The sequence below is a fragment of the Providencia sp. M-27 genome (genome assembly GCF_011077905.1).
GTDB lineage: Bacteria > Pseudomonadota > Gammaproteobacteria > Enterobacterales > Enterobacteriaceae > Providencia > Providencia huaxiensis.
Map to the genome: position 1 here is coordinate 185,293 of NZ_JAALBT010000003.1, position 25,975 is coordinate 211,267.

General features: G+C 39.6%; 24 protein-coding genes and 3 tRNA genes. 13 read left to right on the plus strand and 14 right to left on the minus strand.

From position 1 onward, the window contains the following. Positions 1–259: 259 nt before the first annotated feature. Entirely contained in the window at positions 260–694 is a 435-nt protein-coding gene (slyA, locus tag G6Q48_RS06780; protein ID WP_094961765.1) for a transcriptional regulator SlyA, read from the minus strand. 532 nt (positions 695–1,226) lie between these two features. Beyond that, positions 1,227–1,466, minus strand: a complete 240-nt coding sequence (locus G6Q48_RS06785; protein WP_102139693.1) for a DUF1289 domain-containing protein — start codon at positions 1,464–1,466, stop codon at positions 1,227–1,229. A gap of 167 nt (positions 1,467–1,633) precedes the next feature. Here G6Q48_RS06785 and gloA point away from each other — a divergent pair, with 167 nt between their 5' ends. Together gloA and rnt are read left to right on the plus strand one after the other, a co-directional pair. Beyond that, complete coding sequence (gloA, locus tag G6Q48_RS06790) at positions 1,634–2,041, plus strand: lactoylglutathione lyase (RefSeq protein WP_036958666.1); 408 nt, start codon at positions 1,634–1,636, stop codon at positions 2,039–2,041. A gap of 127 nt (positions 2,042–2,168) precedes the next feature. Further along, positions 2,169–2,813, plus strand: a complete 645-nt coding sequence (rnt, locus tag G6Q48_RS06795; RefSeq protein WP_102139694.1) for a ribonuclease T — start codon at positions 2,169–2,171, stop codon at positions 2,811–2,813. Between the two features lie 102 nt (positions 2,814–2,915). Here rnt and G6Q48_RS06800 read toward each other — a convergent pair whose 3' ends face one another. Further along, positions 2,916–3,263 carry a Grx4 family monothiol glutaredoxin gene (locus G6Q48_RS06800; protein WP_102139695.1) on the minus strand — a complete coding sequence of 116 codons (348 nt, stop codon included), beginning with the start codon at positions 3,261–3,263 and terminating at the stop codon, positions 2,916–2,918. Positions 3,264–3,751: 488 nt separating this feature from the next. On the opposite strand from G6Q48_RS06800, the gene sodB reads away from it, so the two are divergent. Together sodB and purR are read left to right on the plus strand one after the other, a co-directional pair. Next, a complete protein-coding gene (sodB, locus tag G6Q48_RS06805; RefSeq protein WP_102139696.1) occupies positions 3,752–4,330 on the plus strand; it encodes a superoxide dismutase [Fe] in 579 nt (192 codons plus the stop codon). 442 nt (positions 4,331–4,772) lie between these two features. Then, complete coding sequence (purR, locus tag G6Q48_RS06810) at positions 4,773–5,798, plus strand: HTH-type transcriptional repressor PurR (RefSeq protein WP_166265265.1); 1,026 nt, start codon at positions 4,773–4,775, stop codon at positions 5,796–5,798. Between the two features lie 9 nt (positions 5,799–5,807). Here purR and punR read toward each other — a convergent pair whose 3' ends face one another. Next, complete coding sequence (punR, locus tag G6Q48_RS06815) at positions 5,808–6,713, minus strand: DNA-binding transcriptional activator PunR (protein ID WP_102139698.1); 906 nt, start codon at positions 6,711–6,713, stop codon at positions 5,808–5,810. 122 nt (positions 6,714–6,835) lie between these two features. Between punR and punC the strand changes: the two genes are divergently transcribed. The 3 genes from punC to G6Q48_RS06830 all read left to right on the plus strand — a co-directional run bounded on the left by punC (position 6,836) and on the right by G6Q48_RS06830 (position 9,428). Continuing rightward, positions 6,836–8,035: a purine nucleoside transporter PunC gene (gene punC, locus G6Q48_RS06820; protein WP_166265268.1), complete on the plus strand. Its 1,200-nt coding sequence runs from the start codon at positions 6,836–6,838 to the stop codon at positions 8,033–8,035. A gap of 337 nt (positions 8,036–8,372) precedes the next feature. Beyond that, complete coding sequence (locus G6Q48_RS06825) at positions 8,373–9,131, plus strand: helix-turn-helix transcriptional regulator (RefSeq protein WP_242685785.1); 759 nt, start codon at positions 8,373–8,375, stop codon at positions 9,129–9,131. A gap of 24 nt (positions 9,132–9,155) precedes the next feature. Next, complete coding sequence (locus G6Q48_RS06830) at positions 9,156–9,428, plus strand: putative quinol monooxygenase (protein WP_102139700.1); 273 nt, start codon at positions 9,156–9,158, stop codon at positions 9,426–9,428. Between the two features lie 214 nt (positions 9,429–9,642). Here the strand turns inward: G6Q48_RS06830 and G6Q48_RS06835 are convergent, their stop codons facing one another. Next, positions 9,643–10,308 carry a riboflavin synthase subunit alpha gene (locus tag G6Q48_RS06835; protein ID WP_102139701.1) on the minus strand — a complete coding sequence of 222 codons (666 nt, stop codon included), beginning with the start codon at positions 10,306–10,308 and terminating at the stop codon, positions 9,643–9,645. Positions 10,309–10,583: 275 nt separating this feature from the next. Between G6Q48_RS06835 and G6Q48_RS06840 the strand changes: the two genes are divergently transcribed. The 6 genes from G6Q48_RS06840 (at position 10,584) to G6Q48_RS06865 (ending at position 14,886) form a co-directional block, all read left to right on the plus strand. Then, the gene (locus G6Q48_RS06840; protein WP_102139702.1) at positions 10,584–11,957 is read left to right on the plus strand and encodes an MATE family efflux transporter; all 1,374 of its coding nucleotides are present in this window, start codon (positions 10,584–10,586) and stop codon (positions 11,955–11,957) included. Positions 11,958–12,115: 158 nt separating this feature from the next. Further along, a tRNA-Val gene (locus G6Q48_RS06845) sits at positions 12,116–12,192 on the plus strand. Positions 12,193–12,222: 30 nt separating this feature from the next. Then, positions 12,223–12,299: transfer RNA gene (locus G6Q48_RS06850), tRNA-Val, on the plus strand. A gap of 31 nt (positions 12,300–12,330) precedes the next feature. Further along, positions 12,331–12,407: transfer RNA gene (locus G6Q48_RS06855), tRNA-Val, on the plus strand. A gap of 418 nt (positions 12,408–12,825) precedes the next feature. Next, a complete protein-coding gene (pykF, locus tag G6Q48_RS06860) occupies positions 12,826–14,238 on the plus strand; it encodes a pyruvate kinase PykF (RefSeq protein WP_166265271.1) in 1,413 nt (470 codons plus the stop codon). Between the two features lie 411 nt (positions 14,239–14,649). After that, a complete protein-coding gene (locus G6Q48_RS06865; RefSeq protein WP_004263789.1) occupies positions 14,650–14,886 on the plus strand; it encodes a major outer membrane lipoprotein in 237 nt (78 codons plus the stop codon). A gap of 96 nt (positions 14,887–14,982) precedes the next feature. Here the strand turns inward: G6Q48_RS06865 and G6Q48_RS06870 are convergent, their stop codons facing one another. The 9 genes from G6Q48_RS06870 to ydiJ form a co-directional block, all read right to left on the minus strand. Then, entirely contained in the window at positions 14,983–16,047 is a 1,065-nt protein-coding gene (locus G6Q48_RS06870) for a L,D-transpeptidase family protein (RefSeq protein WP_166265274.1), read from the minus strand. A 268-nt stretch (positions 16,048–16,315) separates the two neighbouring features. Beyond that, entirely contained in the window at positions 16,316–16,732 is a 417-nt protein-coding gene (sufE, locus tag G6Q48_RS06875) for a cysteine desulfuration protein SufE (protein ID WP_102139705.1), read from the minus strand. A 33-nt stretch (positions 16,733–16,765) separates the two neighbouring features. Then, on the minus strand, positions 16,766–18,004 hold the full coding sequence (sufS, locus tag G6Q48_RS06880; RefSeq protein WP_166265277.1) for a cysteine desulfurase SufS: 1,239 nt from the start codon (positions 18,002–18,004) through the stop codon (positions 16,766–16,768). A gap of 5 nt (positions 18,005–18,009) precedes the next feature. Next, on the minus strand, positions 18,010–19,317 hold the full coding sequence (sufD, locus tag G6Q48_RS06885; RefSeq protein ID WP_166265280.1) for a Fe-S cluster assembly protein SufD: 1,308 nt from the start codon (positions 19,315–19,317) through the stop codon (positions 18,010–18,012). Then, positions 19,292–20,038, minus strand: a complete 747-nt coding sequence (gene sufC, locus G6Q48_RS06890) for a Fe-S cluster assembly ATPase SufC (RefSeq protein WP_004263776.1) — start codon at positions 20,036–20,038, stop codon at positions 19,292–19,294. Before sufC ends, sufD begins: the two co-directional genes overlap by 26 nt. Positions 20,039–20,083: 45 nt before the next feature. Continuing rightward, a complete protein-coding gene (gene sufB, locus G6Q48_RS06895; RefSeq protein ID WP_102139708.1) occupies positions 20,084–21,583 on the minus strand; it encodes a Fe-S cluster assembly protein SufB in 1,500 nt (499 codons plus the stop codon). A 16-nt stretch (positions 21,584–21,599) separates the two neighbouring features. Continuing rightward, positions 21,600–21,968, minus strand: coding sequence for a Fe-S cluster assembly scaffold SufA (gene sufA / locus G6Q48_RS06900; RefSeq protein ID WP_102139709.1), 369 nt, complete (start codon positions 21,966–21,968; stop codon positions 21,600–21,602). Between the two features lie 409 nt (positions 21,969–22,377). Further along, on the minus strand, positions 22,378–22,794 hold the full coding sequence (gene menI / locus G6Q48_RS06905; RefSeq protein WP_166265283.1) for a 1,4-dihydroxy-2-naphthoyl-CoA hydrolase: 417 nt from the start codon (positions 22,792–22,794) through the stop codon (positions 22,378–22,380). Next, the gene (gene ydiJ / locus G6Q48_RS06910; RefSeq protein WP_166265286.1) at positions 22,794–25,847 is read right to left on the minus strand and encodes a D-2-hydroxyglutarate dehydrogenase YdiJ; all 3,054 of its coding nucleotides are present in this window, start codon (positions 25,845–25,847) and stop codon (positions 22,794–22,796) included. Before ydiJ ends, menI begins: the two co-directional genes overlap by 1 nt. Between the last annotated feature and the right edge of the window lie 128 nt (positions 25,848–25,975).

Here is a 25,975-nt window from a genome sequence, read left to right on the forward strand (position 1 = left end):
CTTTAATAAATCGTTTATTATTAATTAATACGCACTAATAAATTAGCCAGCTAACAATTAGAAATACCGTAGGTAAATATAATTAACAGTATTAATTATATTTAAAGGTAATGACTTATCAAGAATCATAACTGGGTGTAATTATTATTTCCATTGACCTATTCCTATATCACCATCATACAAATTACATAGCCCGATTACTTAATTGCTAGTTTAATGATTAGCACACCATTTATTAGTTAGGTATATTATTTTCATATCAAGAATCATTTTGTAATCTTAAAATATTTTTTTCAAGTTTCATAAGTAACTGTGATAATTGATAAAGTTCATCTTTACTAATATTGTTCAATATCTCTATACGCGTATTGTTTATGACTTGATCTACCGTTTTAATAAAGGGTTCAGATTCTTCCGTTAACTTTATCCTTTTAGCTCTCCTATCATTTGTACAAGTATGTCTGGAAATAAGCTTTTTTTCCTCTAACTGATCTAGAGTCCTTACTAGTGAAGGCTGTTCAATACCAATCGCTTTTGCTAACTGTATTTGAGATTGCTCAGGCGGTAGTTGACTTATATTATGCAATGTAACCCAATGTGTTTGTGTAAGTTTAAGAGGCTTCAAACGATAGTCGATTAATGCTCTCCACATGCGAACAACACGTGATAACTCTGTCCCAATTTGTGATTCCAATTTACCCTCCTTTATATAATTATAATGTCAAAAAAATATACCATCTTCATATTATTTTTTGAATTATATATTAATTTCCCTTTATACTTACAACTTTTTATTTATATATTAGCTATTAAATACCTATATCTAGTTACAACAGCTGATTTATTATGCGATATAACTCTAATTAATATGTCGTTGATTCATACATTTTCTCAACCTAAGCTTAATAAGATAACCTATCAATTATCTTATTAATAAGAATAGCCGCACTCTCCTTTTTGATCTATCTATTTTAGCTCTTATAGCAGTCATGAATAACAATAAAAAAAACAATGTCACATAAACCTTTAAAAAACAAACAAATATAGTTAATCTTAAAATCATGTTAATTACAGTCATTTAAATTTAATCTATAATAATTTTGAATAAATAAAATTTCATTGAAATATAAACTCGGAAATAAATAGCATGCTAATAATTTATTATGAATTAATTTTCATTAAAAATAAAACATTTGATTTTTTTATCATTATTTTTAAACAGGAGACTAGAAAAGTTGTTGTTGTGTATCGATGGTTTTCTCTTGAGCTATTTTTTTATTTAATATTCTTAAATAACGTTGGTGACATAAACGAAGGACATTTCGTTTTTCACTATCCGAAAATTTTAACCAGTTAAAGCGTTCATCACGAGTGCGGTAACAACCTCGACAATAGCCTTGTTCATTACTTTGGCAAATACCACGACAAGGGCTGGGGATCTCAAAAAATTCAAGTTGTTCAGCCATAACTTTCCCCTTCAAAAGAAAAAATCACCATAAATGTATGATATACTCCTAGAAATGAGTATTACCATTATTTGTTCAAAAAACAAACTGTAATCATTGTATTTATTAATTTAAGCACGTTATATTAATAGGTAAATCGATTCAGGCTGATTCCAAGAGGTTTAAAAATGCGCTTACTCCATACTATGTTACGTGTTACTGATATGCAGCGTTCTATCGACTTTTACACAAAAGTGTTAGGCATGCGCTTATTAAGAACCAGTGAAAACACAGAGTATAAATACTCTCTCGCATTTGTTGGCTACAGCGATGAAAGTGAAGGCGCTGTCATAGAGTTAACCTATAACTGGGGTGTTGACCAATATGACATGGGTAACGCATATGGTCATATCGCCTTAGGCGTCGATGATGTTGCAAAAACGTGCGATGATATCCGTAGTGCGGGTGGTAACGTAACTCGTGAAGCGGGCCCTGTTAAGGGTGGAACAACTGTGATTGCATTTGTCGAAGATCCAGATGGCTATAAAATTGAGCTGATCGAAAACAAAAGCGCAAGTAAAGGCCTAGGCCATTAATTAGCGATATAATTTAAAAGTTTAGGCGCCTAACTCATCGCCTAAACTTTTATCACCGTTTACCTGCAAATTTTTACTGGTTTTGGCATAATGTCACCCAACCAGAAAACTAAAACTGAAAGTCCTAATGTCTGAAAAAAACAATCCAAATGCCCTAGTGAACCGCTTCAGGGGATACTATCCTGTCGTTATTGATGTTGAAACAGGTGGGTTTAATGCAAAAACTGACGGCCTGTTAGAAATTGCTGCCATCACCTTAAAAATGGACAAAGACGGCTGGCTCTCCATGGATGAAACATTACATTTTCATGTAGAACCTTTTGAAGGCGCAAATCTTGAGCCATCCGCTCTTGCCTTCACGGGAATTGATCCAACTAACCCTCTACGCGGTGCTGTTAGCGAATATGAGGCTCTTCATGCGATATTCAAAGTCATCCGCAAGGGCATGAAGAATACAGATTGTAATCGCGCAATTATTGTCGCTCATAACGCAAATTTTGATCACAGCTTTGTCATGAATGCTGCCGAACGAGCAGGTTTAAAACGTAATCCTTTCCATCCATTTGCAACCTTTGATACAGCGGCATTAAGTGGCTTAGTATTTGGTCAAACCATTTTGGCAAAAGCGTGTGTTTCCGCAGGTATCCCATTTGATGGCAAACAAGCTCATGGCGCTTTGTATGATACGAATCGAACGGCTCTGCTATTTTGCGAAATTGTTAATAAGTGGAAGAAATTGGGTGGTTGGCCAATTATTGAAGACTCTCAATAATCTTTTTATCAATAGTCATGACATAAAAAAAACCGTGTTTAGTAGAAAGTCATCAATGCTTTCACCAAATACGGTTTTTCAGTCTTTTAATTATGGCTTAATTCAGTCTGCACTAGCTTCATCTGCTGAACGGTATTTATCAGCCGTTTCTTTAATTAGAGATTGAAGCTCACCACGCTGGAACATTTCCATGATGATATCACAGCCACCGACCAGCTCACCATCAACCCACAGTTGAGGGAAAGTTGGCCAATTTGCATATTTTGGTAATTCCGCACGAATATCTGGATTTTGTAAGATATCAACATAGGCAAAACGTTCACCACAAGAAGACAGAGCTTGTACTGCCTGAGCAGAAAAACCACAGCTCGGAAGTTTAGGAGAGCCTTTCATATATAATAAAATTGGGTTTTCTTTAATTTGGCGCTCAATTCTTTCAATAGTTGTCATTTTTTAACTTCCTTAAAACAAAGATGCAGGTTTTGCAGTCAGCCGGTAACTGAGAGTCTACCGCAACTTAACAGAATACATTGACTGATTGACTGATATAATAAGAAACTGAATTGTTTCATACAATATGCCAGTTTTATAGGGGCATTACTATAGCATCCCAAAAAGTAAAAAGGCACCTTTTCTATCTTCTCTTTACCTAAGTCAAACAAGTAGCTATTTCTAAGTAAGAACTGAAATTTAATGTGCTTAGGTTCCTCACCTACAATATCTATATGATTTTTATCTGTAATTTCTCTATTTATCTGTTAGCATCTTAGTCGTCTCATTACCTTACCTTTGTAAGGTTGATCGTGCTATCATTAATATATTAAGTATCATATCGCCAATAGGCGAAACTCTAATGATAAGCTGTGACATATTATTTCGCTCACTTTAAGAGCAAACACCCTGAGTATTTTGATATAAAAGCAATCAAGGAGTACGCAATGTCATTTGAACTACCCGCTTTACCGTATGCAAAAGATGCTTTAGAACCTTATATCTCTGCAGAAACCTTAGAATATCACTATGGTAAACACCACAACACATACGTTGTTAACTTAAATAACCTCATCAAAGGTACTAACTTTGAAGGAAAATCTTTAGAAGAAATAATCAAAACTTCTGAAGCAGGGGTTTTTAACAACGCGGCACAAGTTTGGAACCACACTTTCTATTGGAATTGCTTAGCGCCAAACGCTGGTGGCGAGCCGACAGGAAAAGTTGCGGAAGCTATTAATAAAGCATTCGGTTCTTTTGCTGAATTTAAAGCTCAGTTTACTGATGCAGCAACCAAAAACTTCGGTGCTGGATGGACTTGGTTAGTGAAAAAAGCAGATGGTAGCCTTGCAATCGTAAATACATCGAATGCTGCGACCCCAATTTCTGGTGATGATAAACCCGTGTTAACCGTTGATATTTGGGAGCATGCTTACTATATCGATTACCGCAACGCCCGCCCTAAATACTTAGAAAACTTCTGGGCACTGGTTAACTGGAAATTTGTGGAAGAAAACTTAGCATAGTCACCTAGCAAGTATTGAAACAAAGCATAAATAGACAAGGGCGAGATACACTCGCCCTTTTATTTCACCCTACTTGAGGCTGAAATAAAATCAGAAAATATGTGCAGCAAGAAAGATAATCATTGCTAATGAGCCCAATGCAGCAAGCAATCCATATTTAACATCTGTATCCATGAGTTCCTCTCATTCTAATGTAATTGAATTAACAAATAACCATGCAATAATTAAGGTTATTAAGTATACATATCCAAAAAAGTAAAACTAGTGTCTATATCACATGTTATAACATCAATTATTTCTTTCGTTTTTGCGCTAGATCAGACAAAATCGACAACAAATCGCTAAATTATTGCCAGCAAAGGATCAATGCATCAATATGCAGGTAATTTTTTAACAAGAATTCTTATTGAGACCGGTTATTGGTCAGGAGTTTTTTTTCCCCATGGCAACGATTAAAGATGTGGCGAAACGCGCTGGCGTATCTACCACGACTGTATCCCATGTTATTAATAAAACGCGCTTTGTGGCCGATGATACTAAGACAGCGGTCTGGGCTGCAATTAAAGAGCTCAATTATTCACCGAGTGCAGTTGCCCGTAGTTTAAAAGTTAATCATACAAAGTCGATTGGTTTACTCGCAACCTCAAGTGAAGCGCCTTACTTTGCGGAAGTCATTGAATCAGTTGAAAATAGTTGTTATGAAAAAGGTTACACGCTTATACTTTGTAATTCCCATAATAATTTGGGAAAACAAAAAGCGTATTTGCAAATGTTAGCGCAAAAGCGCGTTGATGGCCTACTCGTGATGTGTTCTGAATATCCAGATACGTTAATTAGTATGCTTGAAGATTATCGCAATATCCCAATGGTGGTGATGGATTGGGGAACCTCCCGAGGTGATTTTACAGACAGTATTATTGATAATTCATTCCATGGTGGGTACCTTGCAGGCCGCTATTTAATTGATCGTGGGCACCGTGATATTGGTGTGATCCCAGGTTCGCTTGAAAGAAACACCGGTATCGGCCGCTTAACAGGCTTCAAAAAAGCAATGGAAGAGGCAAAGATCACACTGAGAGACCAGTGGATAGTGCAAGGTGATTTCGAACCTGAGTCTGGTTATAAAGCAATGATGCAAATTTTAAGCCATAAACAACGCCCTACCGCGGTATTTTGTGGCGGCGATATCATGGCGATGGGAGCCATTTGTGCGGCTGATGAAATGGGGCTACGTGTTCCACAAGACATTTCAATCATTGGTTATGATAATGTACGAAATGCGCGCTATTTTACCCCAGCATTGACCACTATCCACCAACCAAAAGAGCGTTTAGGCCAAATGGCCTTCACTATGCTGCTCGATCGTATCGTAAATAAGCGCGAAGATGCTCAAACAATTGAAGTCCACCCTCGCCTTGTAGAACGTCGTTCTGTCGCTGACGGTCCATTTATCGATTACCGTCGATAAGACAAATAGTTAAGTTGAAAGCCACTCTGCGTTGAGCGTTTCGTTATCGCCAAGGTAATCTAATAACCAACGGAGCGCGGGTGATGTGTTATTTTCCACCCAAGTTAAACAGCAAGGACTGGGTGGAAATGGCTGGGCTAATGCTAGCTCAACCAATTGGCCTTTTTCACAAAGCGGAGCTGCTCGATGCTCAGGTACCATTCCAACGCATAACCCGTTAACTAAACAAGCTAGACCATTTTCCCAGTAAGGCACGACAAGCCGACGTTGGTTATCAAGTGCCCAAGTATCACGTTTGGGAAGGTTACGAGAGGTATCTTCAAGGCACAAACTCGGATACTCTCTCATTTGGTCATCAGTCAGTTTTTCACCTATTTTTGCTAATGGATGTTCCGGACTTGCGACACACATCCACGGCATAAACCCCATATCACGGAAACTGTATCTTTCACCTATCGGGGACGCTCGAGTCGCACCAATCGCAACATCTACGCGCCCGTCAGCCAGTGCATCCCACACTCCATTAAACACTTCTGGATGAATAAAAAGTTCAATATCAGGAAAATGACGATAAAAATCAATAATTAACTGTTCCGTCCTTTGAGGTTTAACAATGCAATCAACGGCAATACTAAATTGCCCGCGCCAGCCATTTGCAACTTGCTGGCACTGATGCCGGGTATCTGTCATTTTTTTGATAACAGAACGGCTTTCCTTAATAAATATCGCTCCTGCTTCTGTCAGAACAACATCACGATGTCGGCGTTCAAATAGAGGAACCGCAAGCCATTCTTCAACTTGCTTTACGGTATAACTGATTGCAGAAGGTACACGGTGCAATTCTTCAGCAGCACCACTAAAGCTCCCAGTTCGAGCAACTGCATCAATCACTTCGAGTGCATGCGCAGACCACATAACTTCTCCTTTCAAAAATTTTGATAGCAAGATCCAAATATTACCGTTTCACAACCTAAAAAAATAGCCTATACAATGGAGTCATCATTAACATTTTTTTAAATATCAGATAAGTAATAATTATGTCGAATACTGTGAAAAAAAATTCCCCTGGTTTTATGGTTTACCTTGCAGGACTTAGCATGCTAGGGTTTTTAGCCATTGATATGTATTTACCTGCATTTGGTGCTATGCAAAACACCTTGCATACATCTGAAGGCGCTATCAGTGCTTCTCTCAGTATATTTTTAGCTGGTTTTGCCTTCGCTCAACTGTTGTGGGGGCCATTATCAGACAAACTTGGCCGTAAGCCTGTGCTCATTGTGGGCTTAACTATTTTCATTATAAGTAGCTTAGCCATTTATTGGGTAGAAACCGCAACACAGCTGTTAACTCTACGTTTTTTACAGGCGGTTGGTGTCTGCTCCGCTGCGGTTTTATGGCAAGCGCTTGTTATCGACCGCTATGATGAAGCAAATACCCAAAAAGTCTTTGCTTCTATTATGCCGCTAGTCGCGCTATCCCCTGCTTTAGCGCCATTATTAGGTGCATGGGTTCTAGAGCACCAAACATGGGAAGCAATTTTCCTGATCCTAATGGCTGTGGGCATATTACTTTTATTACCAACACTCTTTTTGAAAAATGTCTCAGTTAAAACAATCACTGATGACAGCCAACCGCAGGCTAAGATTTCTTTCTCAAACTTACTCAGTTCCCCTGTTTTCAGCGGTAACGTGCTGGTTTATGCATCCTGTAGTGCGGGTTTCTTTGCTTGGTTAACAGGGTCACCTTTTATCTTACGTAACATGGGATTCAACCCTGCTGATATTGGTCTGAGTTATATTCCACAAACTTTAGCCTTTATTGTTGGTGGATATGGCTGCCGTATTTTATTAGCAAAAATTCGTGCAGAAGCGTTATTTCCATTGTTACTGATTGGTTACGCGGTAAGCATGTCTATTTTATTCATCATGGCCATCTATACCACGCCATCATTAACCATGATATTGATCCCATTCTGCTTTATGGCGGCAATGAACGGGGCCTCTTATCCTATCGCAGTATCCAAAGCACTAAATACATTTCCTAGTGCGAGTGGTAAAGCAGCTGCGTTGCAAAATGCTTTACAGTTAGGCCTATGTTTTTTAGCAAGCCTGCTTGTTTCTGCCCTGCCCTTCGACCCATTGTTAGCCACAACTGGTGTAATGGCAGTTACAATTATCCCAATGGCTATTGGTTATTTTATGCAACGCTGTGACAAAAAAAAACAGTCAAACTCTTGAGCAGGTCGACTGCCAGGCGAATTCATAAAATGTAGTTTATCGAATCAATCATGCCGTATTTTATCGGCATGATTGTTATTTAATAAATTCAAGAAAAACGTCTTCCAGTGTATAGCACTTGTGACTATACCGTAATACTTATTAAGTATTTTTCTATATCGCCCATTATTCTTAGCTCACAAAACCTGAACTTTCTTATCACGTTTCTTTATTCAAAGCGGATTTCACTAATAAATAAGGCTTTTATTTTGTTATCTACTAAGATATAGATATTTCATGGTTAATTTTTTTGTTAAAAAACGTTATCATTGCGACATTAAATAATGAGTGCTCAAGAATGATGTTAAAACAGTATTATCCACCAGATGAATTGAAATCCTTTGTTAGCTCTATTTTAATAATCAAAGAGTTTACAGAGGCAATTAAAATTTTTCCTGGAACGGGTGCTGAAATCTGGGTTTCATCAGATACATTTCAGATGACAACTGAAAGCAACTCAGTCGTAGACCCTTATCAACTCATTATTCCTAGAGTCAATACATTTACCGCTAGCCCTAATGATTCAAAAGTCATGGTATTACGTATTCGTCATGATGCATTGCGTTTTCTTCTGCCTCAAAGAACACTAAATTATACTGATGAACCCATCGCTCTGAATGACATATGGAAAGACCGTTGGTTTGAAGCTTTAGCTAATTCTTCATTCAAAGAGTTGTTGGATTGCTTTAATAGGACAAAAGCCAAGAAAAAGTCTCATTTCACAGATGAAATTTTAGAGTTGCTATATCGTAACCCAACTAAAAAAATCACTGAAATTGCCGAAGAGACAGGTTTACACCTCCGAGTCATTCAAAAAGAGTTTTTAAAAGAATACGGTATTACGCCCAAAAGATACCAGATCAATTTCCGCTTAGAGCACGTTTTAAAAAGTATGGTAGTAGAACCAGATACCTACCGTTGGTTTGAAACAGGCTATTATGATCAATCCCACTTTTACCGTGATTTTAAAAGATACTTTACTATGACGCCGTCGGCATTTTTAAAATCGAGTTATTCGCTTTTTTACAATACAAAAACTAAGTACCCATTAAGATAGTTCTTAATACATAAGGAGAACGGAATGAGTATTGTTGTGTATGCCCAAATTACAACAGAAAGGACGGATGGGTATTTAACGAAAGAAATCGTTCGTGACTTAGCAAAACTAAGCCGCCGAGAGAAAGGATGCATTCAATATGATCTTATGGCTAAAGAAAATGGTTACATTGTTTTCGAGGAATGGGAAGACACTCAGGCATTAGAGATGCATAAAAACAGCCCGCATTTCAAGCGATTAGTTGAAGCAATTGAACGTGATAACGCTAGCTTTTCTGTCAATTTTAGTGAAAAATGATCTATTAATAATGAAAACTAGAGCTCATTGTATTTTTTAAGCAATTTTAACCTTCTTTATTTAATAGAACTCCATAACCTACATTCAATAAACAAAATCCAACCATGCTTTATTCAGGCTATAGCATAAACTACCATTGCTATAGCCTACCTGATTGCTTATATCGCTATTTATCTTTAACATAAATAACGCAATTGCTAGCTTTTATGCCTATTCACTCTGTTTTCGCTACATTAGCCAACTCTTCTGCTTGCTGTAATAACTTTTCTTGTTCTTTTTGATTTAAAACGCGTTCAACCGTATCAACAATTGCCTGCGTTTGAGGGTCTATCTCAATATTTATTTTATCACCCAAACGTTTTTTACCTAGTGTTGTTCTTTCTAATGTTTCTGGGATAAGATGGACACAAAACCGATTATTGATTACATCACCCACCGTTAAACTGATACCATCAATCGCCACAAAGCCTTTATGCAAAATATATTTCATCAAAGCCTTATCATGAATTGACAACCAAATTTGGTGGTTATCTTCAGATGTAAAAATTTTACTAATTTCAGCTGTTGTCATAATATGCCCAGAAACAACATGGCCACCAATTTCGTCACCATATTTTGCGGCGCGTTCGATATTAACAACATCACCTTCTTGTAATTCCCCTAAGTTAGTTAATCTTAGAGTTTCTTTGATTAGATCAAAACTGACTCTTTCACCGTCAATGTTTGTTACCGTCAAACAACAACCATTATGTGCAACGGAAGCCCCTGTTTCTAAACCTTTAAGTAATTCTGGGGTAAATTTCATTACATGAGTTCGAAAGTTGGCTCTTTCTGTAATTTCAATAATAGGAGCAGTCGCTTGAACAATGCCTGTAAACATAATGATTCTCAGTGTAGTGGATTAATAGACTCAGTTTACATCAGAATTTTTAGAGATCTATCCTATTTGAGTGGTAAACAAAGCGATAATAAACCTAGTATTTAGCAATATTTTAGGTTCTAAAATGCTCTTTTATAGTTTGTTACCATATCATTATTGGAATCCATATAGAAAAGGGATAGAATGAGCGGTTTTTAATAATCAATGAGATTTTAGTAACTCATTTATTTTTCTAATTTTTTCCTCTTACTTGCTTTTATTACAAAGGTGTATGCGTGCAGAAATATTTTACAGAAGCGCGTAGCTTGTTGGCACTTGGTATTCCTATCGTTTTAGCTCAATTTTCACAAACTGCAATGGGGTTTGTGGATACCGTTATGGCTGGAAGTGTTAGTGAAATTGAGATGTCCGCAGTTGCAGTTGGTTTTTCCATCTGGCTGCCAGCTATTCTTTTTGGCCAAGGCATTTTGATGGCGTTAACCCCAATCGTTGCACAAATGAATGGGTCAGGCCGTCGTAACTTAATTGGCGACCAAATTCAACAAGGGCTATGGTTAGCGCTACTTTTAGCCTTAGGCATTATGTGCCTTCTTTATAATAGCCAGCTTATTATTAGCAATATGCCCCATATTGATAAAGAATTGGCGGATAAGTCTGTCCGTTTTTTACATGCCATTATGTGGGGAGCACCGGGCTACTTATTTTATCAAGTGTATCGTAGCCAATGTGAAGGGCTTTCAAAAACCAAACCGGGGATGGTGATTGGTTTTCTTGGCCTAATGATTAATATTCCTATTAACTATATCTTTATTTATGGTCACTTTGGTGCACCTGCTTTAGGTGGTGTGGGTTGTGGTGTCGCCACTGCATCAGTGTATTGGGCTATGTGTCTGATGATGAGATGGTATGTGAAACGTGCTACTGCGCAGCGCGATATTCGCCCTACACTCTCTTTCACATCGCCAAATCCATTAATCTTAAAGCGAATTATCGTATTAGGTACCCCTATTGGTCTGGCACTTTTCTTTGAGGTCACTTTATTTGCTGTCGTTGCACTGCTAGTCGCCCCATTAGGTGTTGTCGCAGTAGCTGGTCACCAAGTTGCGTTGAATTTCAGTTCTGTGATGTTTATGTTCCCATTATCATTAGGAATAGCAGCAACCATTCGCGTAGGTTATAACTTAGGGCAGAACTCAACTGAAGCCGCTAAAGTTTCATCTTATACTGGTATTGCTGTTGGCTTAATGGTCGCTTGTTTTACCGCAGTTCTCACCGCGGTCTTCCGTGAGCCAATTGCGATGATGTATAACAAAAACCCAGAGGTGGTTGTTTTAGCGAGTAGTTTAATGCTATATGCCGCTATTTATCAGCTTTCAGACTCTGTGCAAGTTATTGGTGCGGGAATTTTACGTGGCTATAAAGATACACGTTCTATTTTCTTTATTACCTTCACGGCATATTGGTTACTTGGCTTACCTTCCGGTTATATCTTAGCATTAACTGATATTATCGCACCGGCCATGGGACCTAAAGGCTTTTGGATTGGCTTTATTATTGGTTTAAGCGCAGCAGCAGTAGGAATGGCGACACGGATTATGTGGATCCATAAGCAAACAGAGGATGTTATTCTACTTCGCTCTGCCCGCTAATTGACGGTTTTTTAAGCTTTTTATTATGGGGGAAGATGTATTTCGCACCAGATAGTTTTAAATACGAGCAAACTATCACGAAAATACATTTTCCCCTTGCCAGATGAACCTCATAACGTTAATATTCATCCCCGTTGTCACCTAGATAACTTTTAAATGCGTCCGTAGCTCAGTTGGTTAGAGCACCACCTTGACATGGTGGGGGTCGGTAGTTCGAGTCTACTCGGACGCACCATTTCTAGTGAACACAATGTTAATTTTCAGCGCGTCCGTAGCTCAGTTGGTTAGAGCACCACCTTGACATGGTGGGGGTCGGTAGTTCGAGTCTACTCGGACGCACCATTTCAAATTAACACAAGCCAAGTTTCTCAGTGCGTCCGTAGCTCAGTTGGTTAGAGCACCACCTTGACATGGTGGGGGTCGGTAGTTCGAGTCTACTCGGACGCACCATTTTATTTATCTTCCCACCCGCTAAAATTTCTCTTGATTGTCTATTATTATTCCCTTACCTTGTTGCGCAACAAATTAAATGACTTAATATTAACTGAATTTTTGATCTGAACGGTCTCTTCTTTTAATTTTATAAAATTTGATTTGTCTCACAGTTTTTTGTTGTCTATAATACTCGCGCTGGCTGAAAGGTTTCAACAGTAGCAAATCAATACGTTAGCTTTAATTCAATTTGTCATCTACACTATAATAAGAATCAAAATGTGACAAATTTAAGTGTAAAAATGCATTAAACACCAGACTGTCGCCTATTCTTATAAATGAGTTGCGCAACAAAATTTTTCATGCGCACGATTTATTAAATGTACTAAGCATCGGCGGCAATTCCGATTTCCTTTATAACATTAGATAGACTGCCATGAAAAAAACCAAAATTGTTTGTACTATCGGTCCAAAAACCGAATCAGAAGAAAAACTGACTCAACTTCTTGATGCTGGCATGAACGTCATGCGCCTCAATTTTTCTCACGGTGACTATGAAGAACATGGTCAACGTATCAAAAACCTTCGCTCTGTTTGTGCAAAAACGGGTAAACAAGCAGCTATTCTGTTAGATACTAAAGGTCCTGAAATCCGCACCATGAAATTGGAAGGTGGTAACGACGTTTCTCTCGTTGCGGGTCAAACTTTTACATTCACTACCGACACTTCAGTTGTAGGTAACAAAGATAAAGTTGCAGTGACCTATGCAGGCTTAACTTCAGATTTAAAAGTTGGTAATACTGTATTAGTTGATGATGGCTTAATTGGCATGAAAGTGACTAATGTCACTGCTACTGAAGTCGTTTGTGAAGTTTTAAATAACGGTGACCTCGGTGAGAAAAAAGGGGTTAATCTGCCAGGCGTTTCAATTGGCCTTCCAGCGTTAGCTGAAAAAGATAAAGAAGACTTAGTCTTTGGTTGCGAACAAGGTGTTGATTTTGTTGCTGCTTCTTTTATCCGTAAGCGCTCTGATGTTGAAGAAATTCGTGCTCACCTGAAAAAACATGGTGGCGAGAACATCCAAATTATTTCTAAGATTGAAAACCAAGAAGGTTTAAATAATTTTGATGAGATTTTAGAAGCTTCAGACGGCATCATGGTTGCTCGTGGTGATTTAGGCGTTGAGATCCCTGTTGAAGAAGTTATTTTTGCACAAAAAATGATGATTGAAAAATGTGTCGCAGCACGCAAAGTCGTGATCACTGCAACGCAAATGTTAGATTCAATGATCAAAAACCCACGCCCTACCCGCGCAGAAGCAGGCGACGTTGCCAACGCTATTTTAGACGGCACAGACGCAGTTATGCTGTCTGGTGAAAGTGCTAAAGGTAAATATCCAGTAGAAGCCGTTACCATTATGGCAACTATCTGTGAGCGTACAGACCGTGTCATGCAAACTCGCATTGATAACCAAAAACCAAGCCAACGCTTACGTGTCACTGAAGCTGTATGTCGTGGTGCTGTGGAAATGTCTGAAAAATTAGATGTTCCATTGATCGTTGTTGCAACCTACGGTGGTAAATCGGCTAAATCTGTACGTAAATATTTCCCTACAGCACCAATCCTAGCATTGACTACCAATGAAGAAACTGCACGCCAGTTACTGTTAGTCAAAGGTGTGATCCCAATGATTGTCGGTGGTTTTACATCCACAGATGATTTTTACCGTGAAGGTAAACGCGCAGCGCTAGAAAGTGGTTTAGCGGTTTCTGGTGATGCTGTTGTGATGGTTTCTGGTGCATTAGTACAAAGCGGTACAACCAACACATCTTCAGTTCATGTACTTTAATTTTTAATTGTCTTCTAGAGGCCGATAGTGACTATTTTAGCTATCGGCCTCTTTATTTAGATTTAACATTAAGTGCTGCCTTGATGTAACTATTCCTTTATTTCCTTTTCTCTAGTAAATATCTTATCGCGATTTAAGAGTAATATCATAAAACACGCTCAGATTGGTCAAATAACAACCTTTATTAATCTTAATTTAAATTTTTCTCCTTTTTCCTAGTACTAAATATAAAGTATTTCTAGCAAAACTTTATATTTAGTACTAGCATAAGACATAGTAAGTGCCATACCCTAATTTTCATTAGGTTGTTTTAAAGGGATATAGCAAGCTTTAAGATAACAAGCTTAGCTCTATTGTTTGGTGACTTGCTTTTTTATATTTTCAAGATAAATCAATCTAGAGGGTAAAATAATGATTCGTACTAAAATTGTACTGGGCTCTATCGTATTAGCTTCAGCATTACTAGCGGGTTGTTCTAACAGCACTGAAGTGCAAAAACTCTCTTCAGACGTGCAAACTCTGAATGGTAAAGTTGATCAACTGAGCAACGACGTTCAGTCTCTGCGTTCTGACGTACAGACAGCTCAAGAAGAAGCAGCGCGCGCTAACCAGCGTTTAGATAACCAAGTTCGTACTTACAAAAAATAAGTTCAATTTGGTCGTTATCTAGCTGATACGACGCTTCTTTGAAGCTAATAGTATTTATGAGGGCCTATGAAAATAGGCCCTTATTATTTGTCAGGATTATTGAGTTACAACAGAAGAACGGTATTTCGCAGGTAACAAAGCACCAACTTTACCATCATAGATAGGTTCAGGCTGTGAAATAGAGAACGGCTCAATAGGCACTAAACCTTGATGTTGTGTTTCACTTTCAGGGATACTGTTGCCCTGATCATTATTCACACGCACAGGCATACCAGAACGCCTTGCTAGCTCTTTTTCTACTAATGCCTTATCAACCCCTTCATTCTCTAGAAAACGCTTGAAATCGTCAGATAGCTTGATTGGCATGGTTTGAGGATCATCACTGTTTGTCCGTGACAATGGCTGATGTACTTCAATGTAATAACTACCATCCGTTTCTTTGGAGTATTTTACGGGCTGATCAATAACTTGAACACGAGTTCCTTTTGGTACCGTCTTAAATAAGGCTTCAATATCATCAGGACGTAAACGAATACAACCGGAGCTCACCCGCATACCAATACCAAAATCTGCATTAGTACCGTGAATCAGATATTCACCACGCCCATATGCTAGTCGTAATGCATACAAACCCATTGGGTTTTCAGGACCTGCTGGAACGACTGCAGGAAGCGTTATACCTTCTTTAGCATAATTTTTACGGATGTTCGCCGTTGGCGTCCATGTTGGATCTTTAATTGATTGGCTTACTGAAGTTACCATTTCAGGTGTATCACGACCTAATTGGCCAATACCTATAGGGTAAACAATCACTTCTTCGCTGTTCGCTGGGTAGTAATATAAACGTAGCTCAGCCAGATTAATCACAATTCCCGTTCTTGGTGTCGACGGTAATAGCATTTGTGCTGGAATGATAAGTTCTTTACCCGCTTCGGGAAGATACGGGTCTGTTCCTGGATTTGCCTCAAGCATACCAAGTAGGCCAATTTGGTGATCACTGGCAATGGCCTCCAACGGCCGCCCATCATTGGGGACGATATACGTGTAATTTTCCCCGATAAGACGAGTGTTACTGTCAGGTAATGGGTATTCTTTTGCTTGAGCTGGCGCTAATAAGGCGCTCATGACAAACAAACTTGCCACCGTCAAAACTCTTTTCATATCTACTCCAAGGAAAATAATGTTCTTACAATAATTCAATAATTATTGTTCATAATAGCAACTATCTTTCATATCTTTAATACTAAATAAATATTTTTATTAAGTATTAATATGAAGTCAGTCTTTTTATGATGGTTAAATATAGTTAGATATAGTTAGATATAGTTAGATATAGTTAAACACGATGGCTTTAATGGATTACTCAGATAAAGAATAATACCCAAGAAGTAAAATATAGGTAAGGGAGCATAACGCTCCCTCGGTAGGATCACACGAACTGTGCCGCGCGCGATAAAATCGTACGGATCATTGCATTTAAGCCTTGAGTACGTGAAGGTGTTAAATGCTGCTCCAATGCTAATTGCTCAAAAAATGACTTAACATCCAGTGCTAATATTTGTTGGGCAGTTTTACCTTGAAAAAGAATGATCACAATAGCAACTAACCCTTTAACGATCGCAGCGTCGCTGTCACCGGCAAACGTAACGGTACCGTCTGCTTGTTTTTGCATATCAATCCACACTTGGCTTTGGCAACCGGCGATTAAATTATTATCGCTTCTTTGCACCGCAGAGAGTTCAGGTAAACGCCCTCCTAGTTCTATCATATAAAGATAGCGTTCTTCCCAGTCTTGGCAGCGAGAGAAATTACGTAATAACTTATTTTCATCGGGTAATGCGGGCATGCTCATTTCCTTTACTATGTGTTTCTTATGTGCTTAGCCTAACAATTTTTTGATGCGCTGTAACGCATTGAATAAGGAATCAACTTCTTCCTTAGTCGTGTATATCCCCACAGAAGCACGGCACATAGCGGGCACTTGGTAATGTTCCATTAATGGTAAAGCACAGTGATGCCCAGTACGGATTGCAATGCCATACCTATCAAGAAAAGACCCCACATCATAAGCATGGTGCTGGCCTAGATTGAAGGCCAGAACACCTTCCCGTTGGTCATTGCCATATAATATAATTGAAGGTATTTCTTGTAATTTCTTAGACGCATAAGCCATCACTTCAGCTTCATGAGCAAATACATCAGATAAATTTAGTGCATTTAAATAATCGAATGCCGCCCCTAAACCAATAATTGCGCTTACATTCGGTGTTCCTGCTTCAAAGCGCCATGGTGCATCAGCAAAAGTGATCCCTTTGGTCAGGCTAACTTGGCGGATCATCGCCCCACCGCCTTCCCATGGTGGCATCATATCCAAAATAGCTTTTTTACCGTAAAGGATACCAATACCTGTCGGGCCATATAACTTGTGACCTGAAAACACATAAAAATCACAGTCTAAGGCTTGCACATCAACCCGCTGATGCATTGCACCTTGCGCACCATCGACCAATACCGTGATTTCACTGCCTTTTGAGGCAGCAATTGCTCGTGCTTGCTTGATTATCTCCTGTACGGGATTAACTGTTCCCAATACATTAGAGATATGTGTAAAACTCAGCAATCGCGTACGTGAATCAATGACATCATTTAATACATCTAATTGCAGCCTACCATCATCGGAAATTGGGATAACACGGATTTCAAAGCCAATTTCCTCAGCTAACATATACCAAGGTACAATATTCGCATGGTGTTCCATTTCAGTGATGACAATATTGTCCCCTTCATGGAAATACTTCCGGCCAAAACTGTTTGCAACAAGGTTAATGCCTTCCGTCGTACCTTTGACAAACACGATTTCTTCATTTGAAGCGGCATGAATAAAAGCCGCTGCTTTTTGACGAACTTCTTCCATCATTGTCGTCGCGTTTGCACTAAGAGTATGTATACCGCGGTGAACCGCGGCATATTGATGTAGTGTAAACTCACTTTCTTTTTCAATAACTTGCAAAGGCTTTTGCGCACTTGCTGCGCTATCTAAATAGACCAGCGGATGATTATTGACTGACTGAAATAAGGCAGGAAAATCCTGCCTGACTGATGCGACATTGAATGGCATGGATATTAAACCTCCGCTAAGCGCTGGCGGATGTTTGCCATCACAGCGTGTTTTAATTCTTCCGATTCAATAGATTCTGTAAGTTCTGCAGCAAATGCAATAATAATCATATGTTTTGCTGCTTTCCCCTCAATTCCTCTTGAACGCAGATAGAACAACTGTTCGTCATCAATACGACCGACTGTTGCACCGTGACCACACTTTACGTCATCAGCATAAATCTCAAGCTGAGGCTTGGTATCAATTTCTGCTTTTTCACCTAACAACAATGTGTTGTTAGTCATTTGGCCATCCGTTTTTAATGCGTTCGGTGCCACTTTAATCATGCCATTAAAGACAGCTTTACTGCTATCCATTGCAATGACTTTATGTAATTGGCGACTATTGCAGTAGCTATTATTGTGCTCTAAATACGTACGCGTATCTGCAATTTCATTGCCTTTAGGCAGCAATATACTGTTAAGTTCAAACTCAGTATTTTCACCATCAAGGCGAGCACTTGTATGGTTACGCGTTAATAATGCGCCAAGTAAAAAACTCGTACTTTTCACACGGCTATCGCGACCAATAACAATATCATTGTGAGCAAAATGCTGAGACTGACTATTTTCAACATTTAACTTAAAGTGACTAAAGTCTGCGTTATCACCGACTTCAACTGTTAAACGGCTGCCAGTCATGTGCATTTGGTCATTCAAACTAACATAATGCTCAATGACTTGGGCTTTGCTATTTGCATCTAACGTTAAATGGTAGCGATACTGGCTAATATTCGTGGCCTGCTTATCGTTGCTACCCGTGGAGATATTCAGCAAATACAATGGTTTCTCTGCTATTTTATTTGCTGCAAGATAAACAACTAACGGTTGTACCGCCAAGCTTTCTGTTAAATGCAAGAAAATCTCACTATTTACAGGCGAAGGCAGCAAGTCTTGGTTATCAAGCAAAGACACTTGGAATGGCCCCATATCAATGGAGCTTAGTGCTGAACTATAACGCCCATCAATTAAAACAAGGCGATATGCGTCAATTGGCAGAGCCAATGCTTCACACTCTTTTGCTTCAATATCACTGTCGCTAAAACGGTACTGAGCCTCAAGTACCGTATTTAGTGGTGTATAGTGCCAATCTTCATGGCGGAACGCAGGTAAGCCAACTTGTTTTGCCATTTCCCAATGCGTTTTAGCATGTTGGGAGTTTACACCGTGTCGTTGCTCAAATAATTCAGAAAAACGTGACATTGCTTGCTCATTAAGCTTCGCAACTTCTGCACGTTTTTGTGCTCTTTCACTGTTGGTCAATAAGCCAGCCATAACCCTGCTCCTCCAGTTTTTTCGCTAAACTGAAATCACCTGATTTGATGATTTTCCCTTGATATAACACATGGACAAAGTCAGGTTTTACATAATCCAAAATACGCTGATAGTGGGTGACGATGATGAATGAACGCTCTGGCGAGCGTAATGAATTCACCCCGTTAGCCACAATTTTCAGTGCATCAATATCTAAACCGGAGTCAGTTTCATCGAGGATACACAATTGAGGTTCTAGAGCTGCCATCTGCAAGATATCATTGCGTTTTTTCTCACCACCGGAGAAACCTACGTTGACAGAACGAGCAAGTAAATCTTCTGGCATTTCTAATAATTTAATTTTATCTTCAATAAAATCTTGGAAATCGAAACGATCTAATGCTTCTTGCTGACGATATTCTCTGACCGCATTAACGGCTGTTTGCAAGAAAAATTGGTTACTGACCCCTGGAATTTCGACTGGGTATTGAAATGCGAGGAAAACACCTTCCCCTGCACGCTCTTCGGGATCTAATTCAAACAGGTCCTTACCTTTAAACGTCACTTCACCGCTATCAATTTCATACTCTTCGCGGCCAGCAAGTGTGGCTGATAATGTACTTTTACCTGAACCATTTGGCCCCATGATGGCATGAACTTCCCCTGGTTTTACTTCCAGAGATAACCCTTTTAAAATCTCATTACCTTCTACACTCACGTGTAAATCTTTAACACTTAACATATTTACATGCCTTTAGCGCTTTAGCGCAAATAAACTCGATTAGGATCAGCCAACGCTGTGCTCTAAGCTGATCGCCAGTAATTTTTGTGCTTCTACGGCAAATTCTAATGGAAGCTCCGAGAACACATCCTTACAGAAACCATTTACAATCATTGAAATTGCATCGTCTTCGCTGATACCACGTTGTAAACAGTAAAATAACTGGTCTTCCCCAATACGTGAGGTTGTTGCTTCATGTTCGAGCTGTGCCGTATTATTTTTCACTTCCACATATGGGAAAGTATGTGCACCACACTGTGTACCAATTAACATAGAGTCACATTGGGTAAAGTTACGAGCATTATGTGCACTTGGTAAAATTTTCACTAAACCGCGATAGCTGTTTTGGCTTTTACCCGCAGAAATACCTTTAGAAATGATCGTGGAACGGGTATTTTTCCCGATATGGATCATTTTCGTTCCGGTATCCGCTTGCTGATTGCCGTTTGTTAAGGCAACGGAGTAAAATTCACCGACTGAGTTGTCCCCTTTAAGGATGACGCTTGGGTATTTCCATGTGATGGCAGAGCCAGTTTCTGACTGTGTCCATGACATTTTTGAATTTTCACCTTCACACAATGCGCGTTTAGTCACAAAGTTCAGGATCCCACCCGCTTCGCTATCCCCACCAGAGAACCAGTTCTGGACAGTTGAATATTTAACTTCAGCATCTTTATGAATAATCACTTCAACAACCGCTGCATGGAGCTGATAGCTATCACGAACAGGTGCAGAACACCCTTCGATATAGCTGACATAACTACCTTCATCGGCAATTAAAATCGTACGCTCAAATTGGCCTGTTTTGGCTGCGTTGATCCTAAAATACGTTGATAGCTCCATTGGGCAGTGTACGCCTTTTGGTATATACACAAATGTGCCATCTGAAGCCACTGCCGCATTCAATGCAGCAAAAAAGTTATCATGGCTCGAAACGACTGACCCTAGATACTTCTGTACCAGTTCAGGGTACTCTTGAATAGCTTCGCTGAATGAGCAGAAAATCACCCCATGTTTCGCGAGGTCATCACGGTAAGTTGTTGATACCGAGACCGAATCAAAAATTGCGTCAACCGCAACGGCCTTCCCTTCACGGACAGGAACACCCAACTGGTTAAAGGCTTCTTCAACTTCAGCTGTTAAATAGTTATTGGTTTCAGCCACACCAGTGCCTTGTGTCGCACCAGTTTGCGAACCACAAGTATCATCGCATGAGCCACAAGATGGCGCAGAATAATAGCTGTAGTCCTGATAATCGAGATTTGGGTAATTCGCTTTCAGCCAATGAGGTTCTTCCATGCCTTTCCAGTGATTAAAGGCATCAAGACGGAATTGAAGCATCCACTCAGGCTCATTACGTTTTGCTGAAATGGCACGGATCACATCTTCGTTGATACCTTTCGCCATTTCATCAGTTGCGACTTCAGTAAAGAAGCCTTCTTTATAACGCTGGTCATCAAGCCAGCTTTGAACATCATCGCCAACTTCTACATTGCTCTGTGACATAATCTGACTTCACATGTTAAACGCCGAAGCTTTCACCACACCCACAGGCATGTTGGGCTTTCGGGTTATTAAATTTGAAAATTTGATTCAGCCCTTCTTGGACAAAATCAACGACTGTGCCATCAATAAATGGCATTGCTTCTTTTGGCACATAAAGGTGTGCGCCATCGAGTTCAAATAACAGGTGTTGGTCTGTTGGGTTTTCGATCATCTCAAACACATAACCGAAACCTGCGCAGCCAGACTGTTTTACGCCGAGTGAAAGCCCTTTTGTGTTTGGGTTTTGCACCATCAATTTTTTGATTTGTTTTGCAGCGCTTTGTGTCAGGTTAACTCCCTGCCAATTGTTTTCATCAAATGAAAATGTCTCTACACCGTCAGTCATATTGACCCCACATTTCTTATGGCTTTTCAGCCTGTTATCAAGAGATTAACTCTGCCTACCCTATGGTAATGATTAGCTAATTGACTTCAACCATTTGTTTTAAGAGGTTATAGCTATTTTAGCTCTTTTCTTGCTCACTACTAGATTAAAAAACAAACAACGCCCTAGAAAAACAAGTCTAACTCATTGATAAGCAATAAATAAATAGAGTTGTATTTTTTATTTAAATTTGTACTAAATAATACACTTAAATGACACAAATTAATAAAGGTGCATTTATTATACAACTTAATTAACTTGATAAAAATGAATTTATAGAAAGAACGGTCATAAAACCACATAAATACAAGGGTTTTATAGGGCATTTTAGCCTTTGATTAGCCAAAAAACCCTACAGTTAGAATGGTTATTATTCAAATAATACCGCAGTTGTCAGGCGAGAAGTACAACACAATTTGCCTTGTTCATTGAAAATTTCAATATTCCACACTTGCTGGCGACGTCCTAAATGAATCGGTTTACAAATACCTCTCACAACCCCTGAGCGAGCAGCACGAACATGATTGGCATTGATTTCCAACCCGACCACCTTTTGTTCCCCTTCCGAGCACATATAACCCGCAATTGAACCCAAAGATTCGGCTAACACAACAGAAGCGCCGCCATGCAATAACCCAAAAGGCTGTTTGGTACGATGATCAACAGGCATTATTCCCTCTAAATAATCATCTCCAATTGCCGTGATTTCAATACCGAGATGCCCTAACATGCAGGTTTTTGACATTTCATCGAGTTGCTGCAAATTAAATTGACGTTTCCAAATCATTAAACTATCTCCAACAGGGCTTGAATCGGATGTTTTATCGATACATTTTCCATTCGCTTAACTTGGCTACGGCAAGAATAACCTGAACTTAAACAGCGATCTTTAGGCAAAGAAGACATCGCGCCTTTCCACGATAAGTCATAAATACCTTTTGAATTTTGAAGATTGGCCACTTCGTGTCCATAAGTCCCTGCCATGCCACAACAGCCAACACTAACATTATTCAATGTTTGCCCAAAGCGAGCAAATAACGCAGCCCATTGGTTCGCACTATTAGGTAAAGCCGTTGATTCCGTACAATGACCGAAAAAATACCACGGTTGTGCCGAAGCCGTTTGCACATTGTGTGGTTCAGGCAATGTCATTAACCACTCATGTGCCAACATCACCGTAAATTGGCACTGCTCTTTGCCTAAAATTTCATGATATTCATCGCGGTAACAAAGTACCAGTGCAGGGTCAACACCGACCATTGGCAACTGTAACTTTGCCACTCGATTTAAAAAGTCCGCAGTCTTACGCGCTGTTTTCGCAAATTTCGCTAAAAAACCTTTGATGTGTTGTGCTTTTCCATTCGGTGAGAACGGTAACAATACAGGTTTAAGGCCTAATTTTTCGATTAAGCGGACAAAATCTGCCACTACTTTGGCATCGTAATAACTGGTAAAAGGGTCTTGAACCACCAGCACATACTTTTCACGCTGTGAACTCGTCATACTTTCAAGTTGCTCAAGCGTGACAGAAACCGCGGCATGTCCTGAAAGTTCTTGTTTCAACGTTGGTTGAGAAAACAACGGCAAATCTACCATGCCAATCGTGTGTTGACTCAATTTTTGCACCATCGGTTGACGTAAAAAGAAATTAAATACCCCCGGTACTTTGGAAAGTAATGGCGCACTCGCTTCAACGTTTGCAACAATATGGTCCCGAATAGGACGTAAATAGCGCCCATGGTACAGCGCTAAAAATTTCGCTCTAAATGAAGGGACATCAATTTTGATCGGGCATTGCGTTGAGCAGGCTTTACAGGCAAGGCACCCTGCCATTGATGCTTTCACTTCATGAGAGAAGTCATAATCGCCTTGCTTCGCACGCCAAGTATTACGTGTTTTCTCTATAAGACCACGCAATGATGGTTGGCTTTGTGTTATACCTTTTTCAAGGTGTTCTGGTGTAATGCCTTGTTCCGCTAGTAACCTTAACCATTCGCGAACAAGTGTCGCGCGGCCTTTCGGGGAATGGACTCGTTGACCACTCACCTTCATCGACGGGCACATCGGGCTTTTCACATCAAAATTAAAACACAGCCCATTGCCATTACACTCCATTGCACCACGGAATTCTTGGCGCATTTGGACTGGAATTTGCCGGTCATACGTTCCTCGCTTGATATCATCAACCTGCTTCATCGGTGCATCCAGCCCCGCAGGTGGACAAATTTTACCTGGATTCAAGCGGTTATCGGGGTCAAAAGCGGCTTTGATGTTACGCAGTTCAGCGTATAACACATCACCAAAAAATTCAGGGCTATATTGTGCACGGAAACCTTTCCCATGCTCCCCCCACAGTAGTCCACCGTATTTCGCGGTTAATGCCACAATTTCATCAGAAATTTGTTTCATCAATACTTCTTGTTGCGGATCACACATATCAAGTGCAGGACGAACATGTAAGACACCTGCATCTACATGGCCAAACATGCCATAATTCAAGTTATGACTGTCTAATAATGCACGAAATTCTACTATATAGTCAGCAAGATGCTCAGGAGGAACACAGGTATCCTCAACAAATGGGATTGGCTTCGCTGCGCCTTTACTATTCCCCAGCAACCCAACCGCTTTTTTACGCATATTATAAATACGCGTAATATCTTCAAGATCATGGCAAGTTTGATAGCCAATCACTCCGGCTTGATTATTCGCCATTAATTCGTCTAAGCGTTGGCACAAGCTTTCAGTCAATTGATTGATTTCATCTTCATCGTCACCACTAAATTCAACGATGTTTAACCCTAACATCTCTTTATTTGGCACATCCGTAATTAAGGCTTTGACGGAATGCCAAACGATGTCTTCTTTTGCCAAGTTAAGTACTTTTGAATCCACGGTTTCAACAGACAATGCTTTCGCTTCAACCATAAAAGGTGCATTACGCAATGCGGACTCAAAAGAGTCATATTTTACATTTACCAAGCGCCGTACTTTTGGCAAAGGTGTAATGTCCAGTGTCGCCTCGGTAATAAAAGCTAAAGACCCTTCAGACCCAGTCAAAATACGGGTAAGGTCAAATTCAGTTAATGCATCATTAAATACATGACGTAAATCATAACCAGTTAGGAAACGGTTTAACTTAGGAAATTTTTCTTCAATTAATGAACGTTGTTCTAAACAGCGTTCTAACACCATTTTATAAATGCGTCCCACCGTAGAATCTTCTGACGCAATCGTTTGGGCGAGTTCGATAGGCATAGCGCGTGTATCTAGGCATTCCCCACCTAACACCATGGCTTTGACGCCTAATACGTGATCAGACGTTTTTCCATAAACTAATGAGCCTTGGCCTGATGCGTCAGTGTTGATCATCCCACCTAATGTTGCTCGGTTACTAGTGGATAATTCAGGTGAAAAGAAATAACCGTAAGGTTTGAGGTATTGATTTAATTGGTCTTTGATAACCCCAGCCTCAACTTTAACCCACCCTTGCTCTGGATTTATTTCTAGAATGCGGTTCATATAACGGGACATATCCACAACAATCCCTTCGGTTAAGGATTGCCCATTGGTTCCCGTTCCCCCTCCCCGAGGTGTAAAGCTAAGCTCACGAAATTTTGCTTGCCCTGCAAGGCGAGTGATAATTTGTACGTCTGCACTCGAACGTGGAAACACAACCGCTTGAGGTAATAATTGGTAAATACTATTGTCTGTCGCCATGGATAAACGCTCAGCATAGCTGGTGCCGTTATCCCCAGTAAAACCCTGTTCTTGTAGCTCATGCAAGAACTCAATGACTAAATGACTAAGATGAGGAGCTTCTGATATACGCGGGATCATTATTAACGATGACTCTTGTTGTTTAGTGTTCGCATTACTCGTTATGTACTATCTTTATTTTAAGTTGCACAATAGTGTCTGAGGTCTATGATGAATTACCCTCACAGCCTGTAAAGACAGTACAGCCG

Coding starts and splice junctions, on each gene's coding strand:
- G6Q48_RS06785 (WP_102139693.1), bottom strand. CDS start 1,466: ATGGCTGAACAACTTGAATTTTTTGAGATCCCCAGCCCTTGTCGTGGT.
- ydiJ (WP_166265286.1), bottom strand. CDS start 25,847: ATGATCCCGCGTATATCAGAAGCTCCTCATCTTAGTCATTTAGTCATT.
- sufD (WP_166265280.1), bottom strand. CDS start 19,317: ATGGCTGGCTTATTGACCAACAGTGAAAGAGCACAAAAACGTGCAGAA.
- G6Q48_RS06835 (WP_102139701.1), bottom strand. CDS start 10,308: ATGTTTACAGGCATTGTTCAAGCGACTGCTCCTATTATTGAAATTACA.
- G6Q48_RS06870 (WP_166265274.1), bottom strand. CDS start 16,047: ATGAAAAGAGTTTTGACGGTGGCAAGTTTGTTTGTCATGAGCGCCTTA.
- punR (WP_102139698.1), bottom strand. CDS start 6,713: ATGTGGTCTGCGCATGCACTCGAAGTGATTGATGCAGTTGCTCGAACT.
- gloA (WP_036958666.1), top strand. CDS start 1,634: ATGCGCTTACTCCATACTATGTTACGTGTTACTGATATGCAGCGTTCT.
- purR (WP_166265265.1), top strand. CDS start 4,773: ATGGCAACGATTAAAGATGTGGCGAAACGCGCTGGCGTATCTACCACG.
- sufE (WP_102139705.1), bottom strand. CDS start 16,732: ATGCCCGCATTACCCGATGAAAATAAGTTATTACGTAATTTCTCTCGC.
- pykF (WP_166265271.1), top strand. CDS start 12,826: ATGAAAAAAACCAAAATTGTTTGTACTATCGGTCCAAAAACCGAATCA.
- punC (WP_166265268.1), top strand. CDS start 6,836: ATGTCGAATACTGTGAAAAAAAATTCCCCTGGTTTTATGGTTTACCTT.
- G6Q48_RS06825 (WP_242685785.1), top strand. CDS start 8,373: ATGATGTTAAAACAGTATTATCCACCAGATGAATTGAAATCCTTTGTT.
- G6Q48_RS06865 (WP_004263789.1), top strand. CDS start 14,650: ATGATTCGTACTAAAATTGTACTGGGCTCTATCGTATTAGCTTCAGCA.
- sufB (WP_102139708.1), bottom strand. CDS start 21,583: ATGTCACAGAGCAATGTAGAAGTTGGCGATGATGTTCAAAGCTGGCTT.
- sufA (WP_102139709.1), bottom strand. CDS start 21,968: ATGACTGACGGTGTAGAGACATTTTCATTTGATGAAAACAATTGGCAG.
- sodB (WP_102139696.1), top strand. CDS start 3,752: ATGTCATTTGAACTACCCGCTTTACCGTATGCAAAAGATGCTTTAGAA.
- sufC (WP_004263776.1), bottom strand. CDS start 20,038: ATGTTAAGTGTTAAAGATTTACACGTGAGTGTAGAAGGTAATGAGATT.
- rnt (WP_102139694.1), top strand. CDS start 2,169: ATGTCTGAAAAAAACAATCCAAATGCCCTAGTGAACCGCTTCAGGGGA.
- sufS (WP_166265277.1), bottom strand. CDS start 18,004: ATGCCATTCAATGTCGCATCAGTCAGGCAGGATTTTCCTGCCTTATTT.
- menI (WP_166265283.1), bottom strand. CDS start 22,794: ATGATTTGGAAACGTCAATTTAATTTGCAGCAACTCGATGAAATGTCA.
- G6Q48_RS06830 (WP_102139700.1), top strand. CDS start 9,156: ATGAGTATTGTTGTGTATGCCCAAATTACAACAGAAAGGACGGATGGG.
- G6Q48_RS06800 (WP_102139695.1), bottom strand. CDS start 3,263: ATGACAACTATTGAAAGAATTGAGCGCCAAATTAAAGAAAACCCAATT.